We start from the raw sequence: 14,730 nt of genomic DNA, 5'->3' as shown, positions 1-14,730 counted from the left end.
CCGTGTGACGCGACCACAAGCCGAGCTTGAAGCCGTTGTCGAGGACGAACATGGCGAAGGTGGGCGAGGTCTCTACCGGCTGGCGCCCGAGCAGCGAGGCGTAGAACGCGCCGCTCTTCTCGGGGCTGTCGACATAGAGGATGACGAAATTGGGCGTGGTCATGTCGGTCTCCAAGGTGTTTGAACCTTGGCCAAGCTAGATCATCCCGCTGTCAGATTCTGGCAGCAGCGATCAGCCAGTAGGCTCCTGCGCCGTTTTCAGGGCCGATTCATCGAGCGTCGCTCGCCATTCCTTGAGCATCGCCTGGCGGCGGCGCGGATAGCGGATCTCGGTGGCTGTGAGATCGGCCATGCGGTCGGCGCGGAAATGCCGGAAATCCTGGCGCAGCTCGCACCACGCCACCATCACCCGCACCTTGTCGAAGAAGCCGAGCGCGAACGGCCAGACCATGCGCTCAGAGGCCGCGCCGCCGGCGTCGCGGTAGAGGAAGCCGAGCTTGCGCTCGCTGCGGATCGCCTGCCTGACGATGCCGAGATCGATCGCCTCGCCGCTCGCTGAATTCGGCCCGACCAGCAGCGTCGTGGCGTCGAGATCGTCACGCAGATCGTCCGGCAAGACCGCCGCGATCTTGGACAACGCATCCGCCGCCGCCGCGGCCAGCCGCTTGTCCGGCTGTTTCGCCACCCAGCGCGAGCCGAGCACGATCGCCTCGACCTCCTCGTCGGTGAACATCAGCGGCGGCAGCATGAAGCCGGGCTTCAGCACATAGCCCAGCCCCGCCTCGCCTTCGATCGGCGCGCCCTGCCCCTGCAGCGTCGCGATGTCGCGATAGAGCGTGCGGATCGACACGCCCATTTCCTCCGCAAGCGTGCGGCCGCTGACCGGCCGGCGGTGGCGGCGCAGAATCTGGATCAGGTCGAGCAGGCGTTCGGAACGGGACATGACCGGAGACTTGCCCGTTTCTTCGGGCGAGGTCCATCCCATCGCGACAGAACAGCGCCGGACCATGCGGTTGCGAAGGTCAAGGGCCTATGCCAAAAGCGGCGTGCCGTTCCGGAGATTGTTCTTGAAGTCCTTTCGCGACCGAAACCGCGACAACCGTCCGCGCCAGCCGGCGAATCCCCCCAGCCAGTCGCGGCTGCGGGAGGCGGCTTCGGCGGAGAGGTCGGAGCCGCATCATCGTCAGGAAGCAAAACCAGCGCAGCGCCCTCTTGCACGCCGCGAAGGCCCGTTGCCCGCCGAGCGCCTGCCGCTGATCCTCGAGGTTGCGCCCAACGCCGACTATGCTCTGCTGGACAGCGGCGCCGGCGAAAAACTGGAGCAGTATGGGCCCTACCGCATCGTGCGCCCCGAAGGCCAGGCTATCTGGCAGCGGGCGCTTCCCGCCAAGGAATGGCGGCGCGCCGACGCCATCTTCACCGGCGACACCGACGAGGAAGGCATCGGCCGCTGGCGTTTTCCAAAAACGCCGCTCGGCGAGACCTGGCCGATGAAGCATGACGGCATCGACTATCTCGGCCGCTTCACCTCATTCCGCCATGTCGGCGTCTTTCCCGAACAAGCCTCGCATTGGGACCACATGGCCGGCCTGATCGCCGCTGCAGGGCGACCGGTCAAGGTGCTGAACCTCTTCGGTTATACCGGCCTTGCCTCGCTGGTGGCGGCGCGCGCCGGCGCAGAGATTACTCATGTCGACGCCTCGAAGAAGGCGATCGGATGGGCGCGCGAGAACCAGGAGAGAGCCGGCCTCTCCGACAAGCCGATCCGCTGGATCGTCGAGGACGCGGTTAAGTTCGCCGAGCGTGAGGAGCGCCGTGGCAGCCACTATGACATCGTGCTCTTCGACCCGCCCGCCTATGGCCGCGGTCCCAAGGGGGAAGTCTGGCAATTGTTCGAGGATCTGCCGGGGCTCACCGATCTCTGCCGCTCGATCCTGACGCCGAAGCCGATCGCCGTGGTGCTGACCGCCTATTCGATCCGCGCCTCCTTCTTCGCCATCCATGCCTTGATGCGGGACGCCTTCGCCGGCATGGGCGGCACGGTCGAATCCGGCGAGCTGATCATCCGCGAGAAATCCGCCGGCCGCGCGCTGTCGACCTCGCTGTTCTCGCGCTGGGTGGCTTGAATGGTCCCGCATGATGGAGCCCGGCCCGTCGGGCAGGTCAAGGAAGTCACCAGCCTCGCCAATCCGCTGGTCAAGGACATCAAGGCGCTGGCGCTGAAGAAGTTTCGCGACCAGCAGAACGCCTTCATGGCGGAAGGCCTGAAGCTGGTCATCGACGCACTCGACCTCGGCTGGTCGATCAGGACGCTCGTCTTCGCCAAGGCCGGGCGCGGCAACGCGGCGATAGAAAAGGTCGCGGCGCGCACTGTCGCCGCCGGCGGCACCGTGCTCGAAGTCTCGGAAAAGGTGCTGGCGGCAATCACCCGCCGGGAAAACCCGCAAATGGTCGTAGGCGTCTTCGTCCAGCAGACGCTGCCGCTGAAGGATATCCGCGCCACGGACGGCGACGTCTGGGTCGCGCTCGACCGGGTTCGCGATCCCGGCAATCTCGGCACCGTCATCCGCACCGTCGACGCCGTCGGCGCCAAGGGCGTCATCCTAGTCGGCGACACCACCGATCCGTTTTCGCTGGAAACCGTGCGCGCCAGCATGGGCTCGATCTTTGCCGTGCCGGTCGCGAAGGCAACGGAGCAGGCTTTTCTGGCCTGGCGGCGCGACTTTCCGGGCCTCGTCGCCGGAACGCATCTGAAGGGCGCGGTCGACTACCGGTCGGTCGACTTTTCGAGAGGCCCGGTGCTGCTGTTGATGGGCAATGAGCAGCAGGGCCTGCCCGACAGCCTTGCCGACAGTTGCGACCGGCTGCTCAGGATCCCGCAGGCCGGACGCGCCGATTCTCTCAATCTGGCGGTTGCCACCGGCGTCATGCTGTTCGAAATCCGGCGTGGCGCGTTGAAGCTCGACCCCACTGCCGACTCGCGATGAGGACTGCGAAAACGTGAAATCCTGGTCCCCTTACGCCCTGCTGGTCGTGCTCGCTATCGCACTCGACCAGTGGATAAAACAGCTGGTGGAAAACGGCCTCGCGTTCCAGGAAAAGGTGGATCTTCTGCCTTTCCTGGCGCTGTTTCGCACCTACAACACCGGCATCGCCTTCTCGATGTTCTCGTCCTTCGGCGACACCGGCCTGGTGGCCATCGCCGCGCTCGTCGTCGCCTTCGTGCTCTATCTGGCGGTGCGCACGCCCGCCGGCCACGTCCTTGCCCGGATCGGCTTCGCCCTGATCGTCGGCGGCGCGCTCGGCAATCTGATCGACCGCGCGGTCTACGGTCACGTCATCGATTATATTCTTTTCCACACGCCGGTCTGGTCCTTTGCGGTGTTCAACTTTGCCGACGCCTTCATTTCCGTCGGCGCGGCGCTGGTCGTCTTCGACGAGCTGATCGGCTGGCGGCGGGAAACCAGGTCCCAGGATCCAGGCAATTGACCTGGCGCGGCCACCGCCGCAAGTTTGTTTCAAACAAAAGCGAGGAGACCAAAGTGTCCGATACCTTCAAAGCCATCCTCGTTTCGCGCGACGCCGAAAAGAAGCAGTCGGTCGAGATCGTCGACCTCACCGAAGCTGACCTGATGGAAGGCGATGTCACCGTCGCCGTCGAGGCGACGACGGTGAATTACAAGGATGGGCTGGCCATCACCGGCAAGGCCCCGGTCGTGCGCCGCTGGCCGCTGGTGCCCGGCATCGATTTCGCCGGCACTGTCATCGAATCTTCGCACCCCGACTGGCGCAAGGGCGACAAGGTCATCCTCAATGGCTGGGGCGTCGGCGAGACGCATTACGGCGCCTTTGCCGCCCGCGCCCGCGTCAAGGGCGACTGGCTGGTGCCGCTGCCCGACGGGATGAGCCCGCATGATGCGATGGCAGTCGGCACCGCCGGCTATACGGCAATGCTCGCCGTCATGGCGCTGGAGCGGCATGGCATCGTGCCGGATCGCGGACCGGTGGTGGTGACGGGGGCCGCCGGCGGCGTCGGCTCGGTCGCCATCTCGATCCTTTCCACCCTCGGCTACCATGTGATCGCCTCGACCGGGCGCAATGCTGAAAGCCCCTATCTGATCGACCTCGGCGCGGCTGAGGTGATCTCACGGGACGACCTCAGCCAGCCGGCCAAGCCGCTGGCCAAGGAACGCTGGGCCGGCGGCGTCGACTCGGTCGGCACCCATACACTGGCCAACGTGCTGTCGATGACGTCCTATGGCGGCGCGATCGCCGCGTGCGGCCTGGCCGGCGGCATGGACCTTCCGACGAGCGTCGCCCCCTTCATCCTGCGCGGCGTATCGCTGCTCGGCATCGATTCCGTCATGGCGCCGAAAGCGGTCCGCCTCGAGGCGTGGCGCCGCATCGGCGCCGACCTCGACCTCCAGAAACTGTCGACCCTGTCGCGCTCGATCGGCTTCGACGGCATCATCGGCGCTGCGCGCGATATTGTGGAGGGCAGGATCAGAGGCCGCGTGGTCGTCGATCTGTAGGGCGATCCCAGGAATAGCGTTCGGCGATTTCCCGTCCGAACTGCCCAAAATCAGGCAAAAACTGCCGGTTATCGGCACGGACGACTAAAATTCGAACGATCCGCCGCAATCTTCCATAATCTCTGTCTGGCAAGGTTTTCCGCATGCTCGCGGACTCCGACTTCAGACAGGACAGCAAAGCCGCAGGCGACGACGGACTGGGTCCTGACGCGCCGAAGCGGCAGGTGCTTGCCGCGCCGCCGCTGGTCCCCGCATTGCAAGCGGACAGTCATGAAGGCCTGCCGTTCCTGACGATCGTCGCCATAGTCGTCCTGGCCGGGCTGGCGCATCTCGCCGGAGCGCCGATCTTCATCACCATAGGCCTCCTGGCGACGGGTCTGGGCGGCCTGATGATGCATCTGCGCAACCAGCGCGCCGAGCGGCGCACCGCCGCACTTCTCGACGAGACGGCCGCCCGTAGCCGCGCCGAGATCGAGACCCTCGCCGATCGCATGTGGGAGATGCAGGAGAGCGAAGAGCGTTTTCGCGGTCTGATCGATGCGCTCGGCGACCTCGTTGTCCATCGCGACCGCGACGGCCACATCGTCTACGCCAACAAGGTGTTCGCCTCGCTCGTCGAGATCGATCAGCGCGACCTCGCAGGCAAGACGCTTTCCGAGCTCGGCATCGACGTCGGCGTCGTGCCCGAGGCCGCCTTTTCGGATCATGAATGCCTGAGCTCCACCGATGTCGCCATCCGCACGCCGAACGGGCCGCGCTGGTTCTCCTGGATCGAGCTCTCGGTGCGGGACAGGGACACCGGTGCTGTTTCGCACCGGGCGATCGCCCGTGACATCACCGCCCGCAAGCGCGCCGAATCGTCGCTGATCACCGCCCGCGAGCGGGCCGAATACGCCAGCCAGGCCAAGTCGCGCTTCCTTGCCACCGTCAGCCACGAGATCCGCACGCCGATGAATGGCATCATGGGCATGGCGAAGCTGCTTGCCGACACCGACCTGTCGCCCGAGCAGCGTACCTATGTCGGCGCCGTCTCGACTTCCGCAAGCTCGCTGCTGGCGCTGATCGAGGATCTGCTCGACTACTCCAAGATCGAGGCCGGCCGCTTCGATCCCGAGCCGCAGCCGACATCACTGCGTGAGATCGCCGACAACATCATCGAGCTGCTGGCCGCGAAGGCCTTCTCCAAGACCATCGGCCTCGGCTGTCACGTCGAACCCGACGTGCCGCAGATGATCACCGCCGACCCCGGTCGCGTGCGCCAGGTGCTGCTCAACCTCATCGGCAATGCCGTCAAGTTCACCGACACAGGCGGCGTGCTGCTTACCGTCGCGCGCGCCAGCACCGAGAGCACCGACCGCATCCGCTTCACCATCGCCGACACCGGTCCGGGGCTGCGCGAAGAGGATATGGAGCGCATCTTCGAGGAATTCGAGCAATCCGACGGTACTTCGACCAGGGTGCACGGCGGCGCCGGTCTCGGCCTCGCCATCTCCAAGCGCCTGGTGATCGCCATGGGCGGCACGATCTCGGTTTCGAGCCGGCTAGGCGAGGGATCCGAATTCGTCTTCGACATTCCGGCGACCGCGGCAACCCAACCGCCACAGTATCGCCGGGACATCCTCTCGGGCCGACGCGCGGTGATCGTGTCCAAGAATGCCGTCGAGGCCGATGCCATCGCTCGCACCATCCACGCGCATGGCGGTGCCGTCGAGATCGCGGCCACGCCGGACCAGGCCATTGCCTTCGCCGCCGGCTGCAACGTGCTTCTGGTCGACGCCGCGCTCGAGAACAGCGACGGCCGCCTGCTCAAGCGGCTGCGTCAGAGCGGTTTTGTCGACTGCCAGGCCATCACCCTGATCGCACCCGCCGATCGCGGCATGCTTGGCGAATTCCGCGCCAACGGCTACGCGACGTTCCTCGCCCGGCCGGTGCGCGGCGAAACGCTGCTGCGCGTGCTGTTGACCAGCCATGTGCCGGCACCCGCCGAGCCGCGGTCGGAACCGCGCGGCACCGCGTCCGTCCGCCGCCGCGACAAGGGCCTGTCCGTGCTGATCGCGGAGGACAATGACATCAACGCGATGCTTGCCCGCGCCACGCTGCTCAAGGCTGGACATCGCGTCAAGATCGTCAGCAACGGCAAGGCCGCGGTCGAAGCCGTCACCGACGCCGGCCTCAAGCATCGTTTCGATGTCGTGCTGATGGATCTCCACATGCCGGTGATGGACGGGCTGGACGCGATCGCCGCCATCCGCCGCCATGAGGAAGCGCTTGCCGTGCCGCCGATCCCGATCATGGTGCTTTCCGCCGACAGCCAGGAAAAGACGCGCCACACGGTTTTGGCCCACGGCGCCAGCGGCTTCGTCACCAAGCCTCTCGACCCCGATGCGCTCGTCCAGGCCGTCGAGAGCCAGGCAGCGGCGTAACGAATTTTTTAGACTTTCCGGAACGCCTTGGATTGCTTGGCTTTCGCAGCCATAAGATAGCCGGTTGAGGGTATTGCCCAGCCGACGAAGTATTGCCGGGATCGCCGTATCACGGTACTGTCACAATCCTGTTGCACCTACACCGTATCCCCGTGCCAAGAGGGATGGCTCGAAGGAGAATCACTCGTGCATACAGTCATGCCTGAATGCGATACTCGGCCGAACGCCAGCGCCCTTCTCGGCGCGCGTGCCGCCGACGCTTTCGCAAGCGGCGCACCGCTGGGCCGCATCGGCAACCTGGAAGTGCGGCTCGCCCGCAACGGGGCCGAGATCGCCGCCGCCCAGGAAGTGCGTTATCGGGTATTCTATGACGAGCTCGGCGCGAGGAAGGATTTGTTCCAGGCGCAGGATCGGCGCGATGCCGACCGCTTCGACCCGCTCTGCGATCATCTCCTGGTTTTCGACACCTCGCTTCCCGGCCCAGAGCACCGCCGTATCGTCGGCACCTATCGCCTGCTGCGGCAGGAGATCGCCACCGCGGCGGGCGGCTTCTACTCCGAGGGCGAGTTCGAGCTGACCAAGCTGGTGGCGCGCCATCCGGGCCAACGCTTCCTGGAACTCGGGCGCTCCTGCGTGCTGCCGGAATACCGCTCCAAGCGCACCATCGAGGCGCTCTGGCAAGGCATCTGGGCCTATATCAACCACTATGGCATCGGCGTGATGACCGGCTGCGCCTCCTTCCACGGCACCGTGCCGGCGGCGCATGCGGAGGCGCTTACCTATCTCGCCCATCACTGCCGCACCGACCAGGCCTGGGATGTCCGGGCGGTGGCCGGCCGCTACTGCTCGATGGACTTGATGCCGATCGAGGCGGTCAATGCCAAGGCCGCGATCGCCGCCATGCCGCCGCTCGTCAAAGGCTATCTGCGTGTCGGCGCCCGCATCGGCGACGGCTGCGTCATCGACCACGAATTCTCGACCGTCGACATTTTCGTCGTCATGCCGGTCAAGGAGATCGGCGCCCGCTACGTCAACTACTATGGCGGCGAAGGCCAGCGTTTCGCGGCGTGAGTCTGGCGAATAGCGAATAGCGAATAGCGAATAGCGAAGGAACTAACGATAGTAGGCTGACTACAACAGCCCTATTCGCTACTCTCTATTCGCTATTCGCTGTTTGCTATCACGGAATATCCTCCGGCCTTCGCCCGGGCCGGCTCTTATAGGCCGGGAACGACCAGCCGAATTTGAGCGCCCCGCCCCGCACCAGGAAGGCCGCCGCAAAGCCGAGCAGGCTGGATGGCAGGGCCGACATGCCAACGAGATCGCCAACCGTGAAGAGCGCTGCACCCGCAAGCGCCGCGGTGACATAGATTTCGGGCCTGAGCAGCACGGAAGGCTCGCCTGCGATCAGGTCGCGCAATATGCCGCCGAAGGTCGCGGTGAGCACCCCGGTGATGACCGAAACGACCGGGGAGCCGGTGATCGCCAGGCCCTTTGCAGCCCCCATCACCGCAAAGGCGGCAAGTCCGATCGCATCGAGCCAGAGCAGCAGCTTGTAGCGGGATTCCACACGATGGGCGCTGAAGAAGACAAGCACTGCCATCACGGCGCAGATCAGCACATAGCCGCTGTTGGCGACCCAGAACACCGGCAGGTTGAGAATGACGTCGCGCAGCGTTCCGCCCCCAATGCCGGTAATGCTGGCCAGAAACAGGAAGCCGATGATATCGAGCTCTTTGCGTGACGCGGCAAGCGCGCCGGTCGCCGCGAAGACGGCGACGCCGGCATAGTCGAGCAGCTCGATGGGATTCATGGGCGAGCGAATAGTGATTGGCGAATAGTCAGTGCACAGTGAATATCACGAAGCGGTGCGGTTGGTACCGTCCTTCCCTATTCGCTATTCCCTATTCGCTATTGGCTCCCTTCACGCATCCTTCTCGGCCTGCTCGTTCACCGGGCCCGGCTCGACCGGCGCTTCGGCGGCGGCGGCCTTTGGGCCGCCCTTGGAGACGCCGACCATCGCCGGCCTCAACACGCGCTCGCCGATCGAATAGCCGGGTTGCACGACCTGGACCACGGTCCCGGCCGGAACGTCGGGGTTGGGCACTTCGAACATCGCCTGATGGAAGTTCGGGTCGAACTTCTCGCCTTCGGGCGCAAGCTTCTTCACCCCGTGCCGCTCCAGCGCCGCCAGCATGGCGCGCTCGGTGAGGTCGACGCCCTCGATCAGCGCCTTGAAGCCGGCATCGCCGGAGGCCTTGGCCTCGGTCGGAATGGCGTCCAGCGCGCGGCGCAAATTGTCCGACACCGACAGCATGTCGCGCGCGAAATTGGCCACAGCGTAGGTGCGTGCGTCATGTACATCACGCGCGGTACGGCGCCGCAGATTCTCCATTTCGGCAGCTACGCGAAGCGCCCGATCCTTCAGTTCCTCGTTTTCCTTCAGCAACCGCACAAGCGCCTCATAGTCGCCGTCGACGCCGCCTTCCGCACGTTCGCCGGAAGCCCGGGCCTCGGAAGCCTGGCTGGCTTCGATTTCCTCGGGCGCGCGTTCGTCTTTTGCCTGGTCGCTCATCGCCGTTTCCCGTCATTCGGATTGGTTTGGATTTGCGCCCGATATCGAGGTTTAGGGGCCAAAAATCAAGGGGCAAGCACCGATGACGGCCCTTCCGCGATCGTTCCAAATTAATTCAAATTTTACCGTACCGGACGGCTTTGCTTGCCGCTAAGGGCCTATGCGGGAACCATTGCCGGGCTGCGAGAGTTTCGAAGCCGACACAGGATTTTGGGACCATGAAGGGCAACATCGGCGAAAGGCGCGCCAAGCTCGCCGACGATATCAGGCGACAGGTTGGCACCGAAGCGACCAAGCGCCTTCTGCGCACGCTTCCGGCATTTCGCCTGGAAAAAGAAGTGCCCAAGCAGTTCACGGATCTGCTCGACCGCCTGGACGGCGCCGAGACGGACAAGGCGGACGGCCAGCGGCAGCACTAGACCGCCCTTCCCCAGTTCCACAGCGTAAGGCGCTGAGGAGCTATGCGGCTCTGCGCTCGTCGCGCATCAGAGCCTCGCCATGACGGATCTCGGTGCCAAGCACCTTGAGGCACTCCCGCATGAACGACGCAAGGCCGGGCCATCCCTTTGCCGAAACCAGATTGCCGTCGACATGCGCGCCGGTCGGCGACACGTCGATATAGGTGCCCCCGGCAAGCGTCACTTCGGGCTCGCAATACTGCAGCGCCGCCACCTCCCTGCCGCGCACCACGCCGTCGACCGCGATTAGGATTTGCACACCGTGGCAGATGGTGAAGATCGGCTTGCCGGTCTCGTGGAAATGCCTGACCAGCGCCTGCACGCGCTTGTCGATGCGAATATATTCCGGCCCGCGTCCGCCCGCAGCGTAGACCGCGTCGTAATCGGCGGGATTCACCTCGGCGAATGTCTTGTTGAGGATATAGTCGTGGCCGAGCTTTTCCGTATAGGTCTGATGGCCCTCGAAGTCGTGCAGCGAGGTCTTGAGCACGTCGCCGGCCTTCTTGTCCGGGCAGACGACATGGACTGTGTGGCCGACCGCATGCATCGCCTGCTCAAAAACGAAAATCTCGTATTCTTCGCTGAACTCGCCAACGAGCATCAGTATCTTCTTGCCTACCATGCCGTTTCCTCCTTTGCCGGCTGTTTATTTCGGAGCGCGAAATAATCACCGTATCCTAAGGGCAAGACGGCAAAAGAGAAAGTGAAATTCGCAGAAGTGGTCTAACCAGATTGTTGCAAAGAGGCGCGTAGAACTGAATCGACTGCGCCAAGACGTCAAAAGCAAGGTGCTTGGTCAGACCAAAGCTGCAGGCTCGCTTGGTTTACCGGATGGCTGCCTTCGGCGGTCAGCGCGGGGACGGCTCAGCCCGGGCGTTTGCGCCGCCAGGAATATTTCGGGCCCTTGGCTTCCGGCTCTACCGCCGGCTGGTAATAGACTGGCAAGCCTCCTGTGCGCCCTTCCTCCAGCCGCTTCAACAGCACCGGATTGGAGACCTCGAACTCGTCGAAGCCGAGCCGCAGCATATGCGGCAATTGATCGACCAGGACCTGGCCCGTGGCGCGCACCGCGCCTTTGAAGTTATGCCGGGTGCGCAGCAATTCGCCCTTGGAGAAGGAGCGGCCGTCGTTGAAGGCCGGGAAGGCAAGCGCCACCAGCGACAGCTGGTCGAGCAGGCCGACGATCTTGTCGAGCTCGTCGCCGGGGAGCAGGAGCACGCCGAGGCGCTCCTTGGCCGACCTGCGGATATCGTCATCGAGCCCGAGAAAGGCCTGCAACGGGAGGATGAAGCGGCCATTGCCGGCAAGCGCTTCGGCGCTCTCGGCATGGGTCCATTCGTCCTCGCGGAAACCGTTCGGGGTCCAGAGGCGGGTTTCCGATTTGGTCGGCTCAGTCATCAAAATTCCTAATGCCCTAAGATCCTAATGCCCTAAGAATGAAAGGATATGTCGCTGTTCAGGTCGGCCCGGAGTCGAAAATGGTGGCTTTCGAGAACGGGAGCGGAGCGTACTTCAACTACGCGAACTCCGAAAGCGCAGGAACCCGCCATTTGCAGGCCGGCCTCACCTGAGTAGCGGCTGTCCTTAAAGTGATGCGTCGGTCAGCGACTTCTCCAGCCCCGACAGATGGATGCCGCACTCGGTCTTGGCGTGCCCCGCCCAGCGGCCGCTGCGCGCATCCTCGCCTGGCTGTACCGGCTGCGTGCAGGGGAAGCAGCCGATCGACAGATAGCCATAGGCGACCAGCGGGTTTTCGCGCAGCGCATGCGCGCGCATGTAGTCGGCCTGGTCGGATGTCGTCCAATGCGCGAGCGGATTGATGCGGATGCGCGAGCCGACGGCCTCGAAGACCGGGAGTGCCGCGCGCGTCGAAGCCTGGAAGCGCTTGCGCCCGGTGAACCAGGCGCGGAACGGCTCGACGCCACGCGCCAGCGGCTCGACCTTGCGCAGGTTGCAACAGGCGTCGGTATCGGTCTCATACAGCCTGCCGGTCGGATCGACGCGTTCGAGCGCCGCTTCGTCCGGCTTGATCACTCTCACATCGGTCAGGCCGAAATCGGCGACCAGCGCGTCGCGGTAGCCCAGCGTCTCCTCGAAATGCTTGCCGGTGTCGAGAAAGATCACTGGCAGCGAGCGGTCGATCTCGGCAATCATGTGCAGGAGGACTGCCGAATCGGCTCCGAAGGACGATACGGCGGCAACGTCGCCGCGGAAAAATTCACGCGCCGAGCGCTCGATGATCTCGATCGGCTTCAGATGGCCGAGCAGCGCGTCGAGCCCCGCCGCTTCCGCGGCAACGCCGGCCTCGACGCCGCCGATCCGGTCAAGCGGCCTTGGTTTCGCCAGCATAGAGCGCCTCCTTGAACGGCGCGGGACCGACACGGCGGTAGGCGTCGATAAAACGTTCACTGGGATTGAGCCGAAGGCCGAGATAGGTGTCGACGATCTGCTCGATGGCATCGGTGATTTCTTCCGAAGAGAAACCGCGGCCGATGATCTCGCCGACCGACGTGTTCTCGTCGGCCGAGCCGCCAAGCGTGACCTGGTAGAGCTCGGAGCCCTTCTTCTCCACGCCGAGAATGCCGATATGGCCGACATGGTGGTGGCCGCAGGCGTTGATGCAGCCGGAGATCTTCAGCTTCAGCTCACCGATCTCGCGCTGCCGCTCCAGCGAGGCAAAGCGGCGCGAGATTTCCTGGGCAACCGGGATCGAACGCGCGGTGGCAAGCGCGCAATAATCGAGGCCGGGGCAAGAGATGATATCGCTGATCAGGTTGGAATTGGCGGTCGCCAAGCCGATCTCGACCAGGGCGTCATAGACGGCCTTGAGGTCGGCGCGCGCCACATGCGGCAGGATCAGGTTCTGCTCGTGGCTGACGCGCAGCTCGTCGAAGGCGTATTTCTCGGCGATGTCGGCGACCGCCTCCATCTGGCTGTCGGAGGCGTCGCCGGGCACCTCGCCGATGCCCTTGAGCGAGATCGTCACCGCCGCATAGTCGGGGTGGCGATGCGTTACGACATTCTGGTCGAGCCACTCCGAAAAACTCTTGGAATCGAGCCGCGTCTGCTTCACCTGCGCGTCGCCTTCCGGCCGGTCAGGCAATGCCGGCGGCGCGAAATAGGCATTGATCGCCTGGATGTCGGCGTCCGGCAGCTTCAGCTCCGCGTCCTTCAACTCCTGCCATTCGGCCTCGATCTGGCGGGTGATCTCCTCGACCCCGGTCTCGTGGACGAGGATCTTGATACGCGCCTTGTACTTGTTATCGCGGCGGCCATAGAGGTTGTAAACGCGCAGGATCGCCGTGCAGTAGGACAACAGCTCGGCTTCCGGCAGGAAGTCGCGGATCTTCTTGGCGACCATCGGCGTGCGGCCCTGGCCGCCACCGACATAGACGGCAAAGCCCAGCTCGCCGGCCGCGTTCTTCTTCAGATGCAGCCCGATGTCGTGCGTCTGGATGGCGGCGCGATCACGCTCGGCGCCGGTCACCGCGATCTTGAACTTGCGCGGCAGGTACGAGAACTCCGGATGCACCGACGACCACTGGCGCAGGATCTCCGCATAGGGACGCGGATCGGCAACCTCGTCGGCGGCCGCGCCGGCGAAATGGTCCGCGGTGACGTTGCGGATGCAGTTACCGCTGGTCTGGATGGCATGCATCTCGACGCTCGCCAGATCAGCAAGGATCGCCGGGATGTCGGACAGCGCCGGCCAGTTGAACTGGATGTTCTGGCGCGTGGTGAAGTGGCCGTAGCCCTTGTCGTATTTGCGGGCGATGTGGCCGAGCATGCGCAATTGCCTGCTGTTCAGCGTGCCGTAGGGCACGGCGATACGCAGCATATAGGCGTGCAGCTGCAAATAGACGCCGTTCATCAGCCGGAGCGGCCGGAACTGGTCCTCGGTGATCTCGCCGGCAAGCCGGCGCTGCACCTGGTCGCTGAACTCGGCGACGCGGGCCTTTACGAAATCGTGGTCGAACTCGTCGTAACGGTACATGCTTCGTCTTTCAGGGCCCGTCCGCCCGCTTTCTTGTGTCTATGCCGCCCGTGCCGGAGCCGGGCTCGCCTGCTTGCCGAGGTCGGTGCGGATGGTGGGGCCCGCGGCGCGGATCTTCTCGCGCAGCCGCACCGGCTCGACCGCGCCGTTGATCACGGTCACATCGATCAGGTTGACGTCGACGACTTCGTTGTTGGCAGCGGCCGCGGCGCCGATGGCCTCGAGCCGATCCTCCGCCGCCTTGTCATGGGCGATGTCGGCACGAGTGACGGTCTCCGCCCAGCCGCCATCGGCGTACCAGACGGCGATACCGTCCGAGAGCCTGTTCGCGGTCAGAACCTTCATTGCTCAACTCCTTCGGCCGCTACGCCGGCCGTATCTTCACGCGTGTGCGCCGCAAGCGGCTCGGATTGTTCGAAATTGGCGCCGGCGACCGCGTCGCCGATGATGGTCATGACCGGACCGGTAAGATCGGCGCGCGCTTCCAGCGACGGCAGGTCGGCGAGCGTGCCGTGGAAGCGGCGGCGATTGCCAAGGCTGGCATTCTCCACCACGGCGACGGCGGTATCGGGCGACAGCCCGGCTTCGATCAGCCGGCCGGCGACTTCGGCTGCGACCGAGCGGCCCATATAGACGGCGACGGTGGCGCCGGAAATGGCAAGCTTTGCCCAATCGGGCAGTGAGTTGCCCTTGAGGTCATGCCCGGTGGTGAACACCATCGAGGACGTCACGCCGCGCAGCGTCAGCG

General features: G+C 64.7%; 16 protein-coding genes and 1 pseudogene. 7 read left to right on the top strand and 10 right to left on the bottom strand.

The window, feature by feature from the left end:
• Together EOA79_RS33695 and EOA79_RS21090 are read right to left on the bottom strand one after the other, a co-directional pair.
• A pseudogene (locus tag EOA79_RS33695) lies at positions 1–163 on the bottom strand (drug:proton antiporter); the annotation flags it as partial.
• 69 nt (positions 164–232) lie between these two features.
• The gene (locus EOA79_RS21090; protein ID WP_067319619.1) at positions 233–943 is read right to left on the bottom strand and encodes a YafY family protein; all 711 of its coding nucleotides are present in this window, start codon (positions 941–943) and stop codon (positions 233–235) included.
• Between the two features lie 124 nt (positions 944–1,067).
• Here EOA79_RS21090 and EOA79_RS21085 point away from each other — a divergent pair, with 124 nt between their 5' ends.
• The 6 genes from EOA79_RS21085 to EOA79_RS21060 all read left to right on the top strand — a co-directional run bounded on the left by EOA79_RS21085 (position 1,068) and on the right by EOA79_RS21060 (position 8,026).
• A complete protein-coding gene (locus tag EOA79_RS21085) occupies positions 1,068–2,126 on the top strand; it encodes a class I SAM-dependent rRNA methyltransferase (protein ID WP_095823506.1) in 1,059 nt (352 codons plus the stop codon).
• Positions 2,127–2,987, top strand: a complete 861-nt coding sequence (locus tag EOA79_RS21080; RefSeq protein ID WP_095823507.1) for an RNA methyltransferase — start codon at positions 2,127–2,129, stop codon at positions 2,985–2,987.
• 13 nt (positions 2,988–3,000) lie between these two features.
• Complete coding sequence (gene lspA, locus EOA79_RS21075; protein WP_067318893.1) at positions 3,001–3,489, top strand: signal peptidase II; 489 nt, start codon at positions 3,001–3,003, stop codon at positions 3,487–3,489.
• Between the two features lie 53 nt (positions 3,490–3,542).
• On the top strand, positions 3,543–4,532 hold the full coding sequence (locus tag EOA79_RS21070) for an MDR family oxidoreductase (RefSeq protein WP_095823598.1): 990 nt from the start codon (positions 3,543–3,545) through the stop codon (positions 4,530–4,532).
• Between the two features lie 143 nt (positions 4,533–4,675).
• The gene (locus EOA79_RS21065) at positions 4,676–6,955 is read left to right on the top strand and encodes a PAS domain-containing sensor histidine kinase (RefSeq protein WP_127335374.1); all 2,280 of its coding nucleotides are present in this window, start codon (positions 4,676–4,678) and stop codon (positions 6,953–6,955) included.
• A 186-nt stretch (positions 6,956–7,141) separates the two neighbouring features.
• Positions 7,142–8,026: a GNAT family N-acetyltransferase gene (locus tag EOA79_RS21060; RefSeq protein ID WP_082953625.1), complete on the top strand. Its 885-nt coding sequence runs from the start codon at positions 7,142–7,144 to the stop codon at positions 8,024–8,026.
• A 109-nt stretch (positions 8,027–8,135) separates the two neighbouring features.
• Here EOA79_RS21060 and EOA79_RS21055 read toward each other — a convergent pair whose 3' ends face one another.
• Both EOA79_RS21055 and grpE read right to left on the bottom strand, forming a co-directional pair.
• Positions 8,136–8,768, bottom strand: coding sequence for a trimeric intracellular cation channel family protein (locus EOA79_RS21055; protein WP_067318898.1), 633 nt, complete (start codon positions 8,766–8,768; stop codon positions 8,136–8,138).
• A 111-nt stretch (positions 8,769–8,879) separates the two neighbouring features.
• A complete protein-coding gene (gene grpE / locus EOA79_RS21050) occupies positions 8,880–9,530 on the bottom strand; it encodes a nucleotide exchange factor GrpE (protein ID WP_067318900.1) in 651 nt (216 codons plus the stop codon).
• A 218-nt stretch (positions 9,531–9,748) separates the two neighbouring features.
• Between grpE and EOA79_RS21045 the strand changes: the two genes are divergently transcribed.
• Positions 9,749–9,949 (top strand): hypothetical protein, encoded by a 201-nt coding sequence (locus EOA79_RS21045; RefSeq protein WP_067318902.1) that lies wholly within the window; start codon positions 9,749–9,751, stop codon positions 9,947–9,949.
• Between the two features lie 40 nt (positions 9,950–9,989).
• Here EOA79_RS21045 and EOA79_RS21040 read toward each other — a convergent pair whose 3' ends face one another.
• The 6 genes from EOA79_RS21040 to EOA79_RS21015 all read right to left on the bottom strand — a co-directional run.
• Positions 9,990–10,610 carry a DJ-1/PfpI family protein gene (locus EOA79_RS21040; protein WP_067318906.1) on the bottom strand — a complete coding sequence of 207 codons (621 nt, stop codon included), beginning with the start codon at positions 10,608–10,610 and terminating at the stop codon, positions 9,990–9,992.
• Between the two features lie 242 nt (positions 10,611–10,852).
• The gene (locus tag EOA79_RS21035; protein ID WP_067318908.1) at positions 10,853–11,386 is read right to left on the bottom strand and encodes a DUF934 domain-containing protein; all 534 of its coding nucleotides are present in this window, start codon (positions 11,384–11,386) and stop codon (positions 10,853–10,855) included.
• Positions 11,387–11,572: 186 nt separating this feature from the next.
• Positions 11,573–12,337 (bottom strand): phosphoadenylyl-sulfate reductase, encoded by a 765-nt coding sequence (locus EOA79_RS21030; protein WP_067318910.1) that lies wholly within the window; start codon positions 12,335–12,337, stop codon positions 11,573–11,575.
• Positions 12,312–13,982: a nitrite/sulfite reductase gene (locus EOA79_RS21025; protein ID WP_095823509.1), complete on the bottom strand. Its 1,671-nt coding sequence runs from the start codon at positions 13,980–13,982 to the stop codon at positions 12,312–12,314. The genes EOA79_RS21030 and EOA79_RS21025 overlap by 26 nt, the downstream gene beginning before the upstream one ends.
• Before the next feature lie 39 nt (positions 13,983–14,021).
• Positions 14,022–14,327: a DUF2849 domain-containing protein gene (locus EOA79_RS21020; RefSeq protein WP_095800580.1), complete on the bottom strand. Its 306-nt coding sequence runs from the start codon at positions 14,325–14,327 to the stop codon at positions 14,022–14,024.
• The coding region (locus tag EOA79_RS21015; RefSeq protein ID WP_245489904.1) for an SAM-dependent methyltransferase at positions 14,324–14,730 on the bottom strand (407 nt) is incomplete at its 5' end. The genes EOA79_RS21020 and EOA79_RS21015, both read right to left, overlap by 4 nt.

Source organism: Mesorhizobium sp. M1A.F.Ca.IN.020.03.2.1 (assembly GCF_004023205.1).
In the GTDB taxonomy this organism is placed as follows: Bacteria; Pseudomonadota; Alphaproteobacteria; order Rhizobiales; family Rhizobiaceae; genus Mesorhizobium.
The sequence above is the reverse complement of the archived record's forward strand: the minus strand, read 5'-3'. Positions and strand labels throughout refer to the sequence as shown.

What these genes read in the sequence shown, in the direction of transcription:
- EOA79_RS21090 (WP_067319619.1), bottom strand. Translation starts at nt 943, where the DNA reads ATGTCCCGTTCCGAACGCCTGCTCGACCTGATCCAGATTCTGCGCCGC.
- EOA79_RS21080 (WP_095823507.1), top strand. Translation starts at nt 2,127, where the DNA reads ATGGTCCCGCATGATGGAGCCCGGCCCGTCGGGCAGGTCAAGGAAGTC.
- EOA79_RS21065 (WP_127335374.1), top strand. Translation starts at nt 4,676, where the DNA reads ATGCTCGCGGACTCCGACTTCAGACAGGACAGCAAAGCCGCAGGCGAC.
- EOA79_RS21055 (WP_067318898.1), bottom strand. Translation starts at nt 8,768, where the DNA reads ATGAATCCCATCGAGCTGCTCGACTATGCCGGCGTCGCCGTCTTCGCG.
- grpE (WP_067318900.1), bottom strand. Translation starts at nt 9,530, where the DNA reads ATGAGCGACCAGGCAAAAGACGAACGCGCGCCCGAGGAAATCGAAGCC.
- EOA79_RS21045 (WP_067318902.1), top strand. Translation starts at nt 9,749, where the DNA reads ATGAAGGGCAACATCGGCGAAAGGCGCGCCAAGCTCGCCGACGATATC.
- EOA79_RS21040 (WP_067318906.1), bottom strand. Translation starts at nt 10,610, where the DNA reads ATGGTAGGCAAGAAGATACTGATGCTCGTTGGCGAGTTCAGCGAAGAA.
- EOA79_RS21035 (WP_067318908.1), bottom strand. Translation starts at nt 11,386, where the DNA reads ATGACTGAGCCGACCAAATCGGAAACCCGCCTCTGGACCCCGAACGGT.
- EOA79_RS21030 (WP_067318910.1), bottom strand. Translation starts at nt 12,337, where the DNA reads ATGCTGGCGAAACCAAGGCCGCTTGACCGGATCGGCGGCGTCGAGGCC.
- EOA79_RS21025 (WP_095823509.1), bottom strand. Translation starts at nt 13,982, where the DNA reads ATGTACCGTTACGACGAGTTCGACCACGATTTCGTAAAGGCCCGCGTC.
- EOA79_RS21020 (WP_095800580.1), bottom strand. Translation starts at nt 14,327, where the DNA reads ATGAAGGTTCTGACCGCGAACAGGCTCTCGGACGGTATCGCCGTCTGG.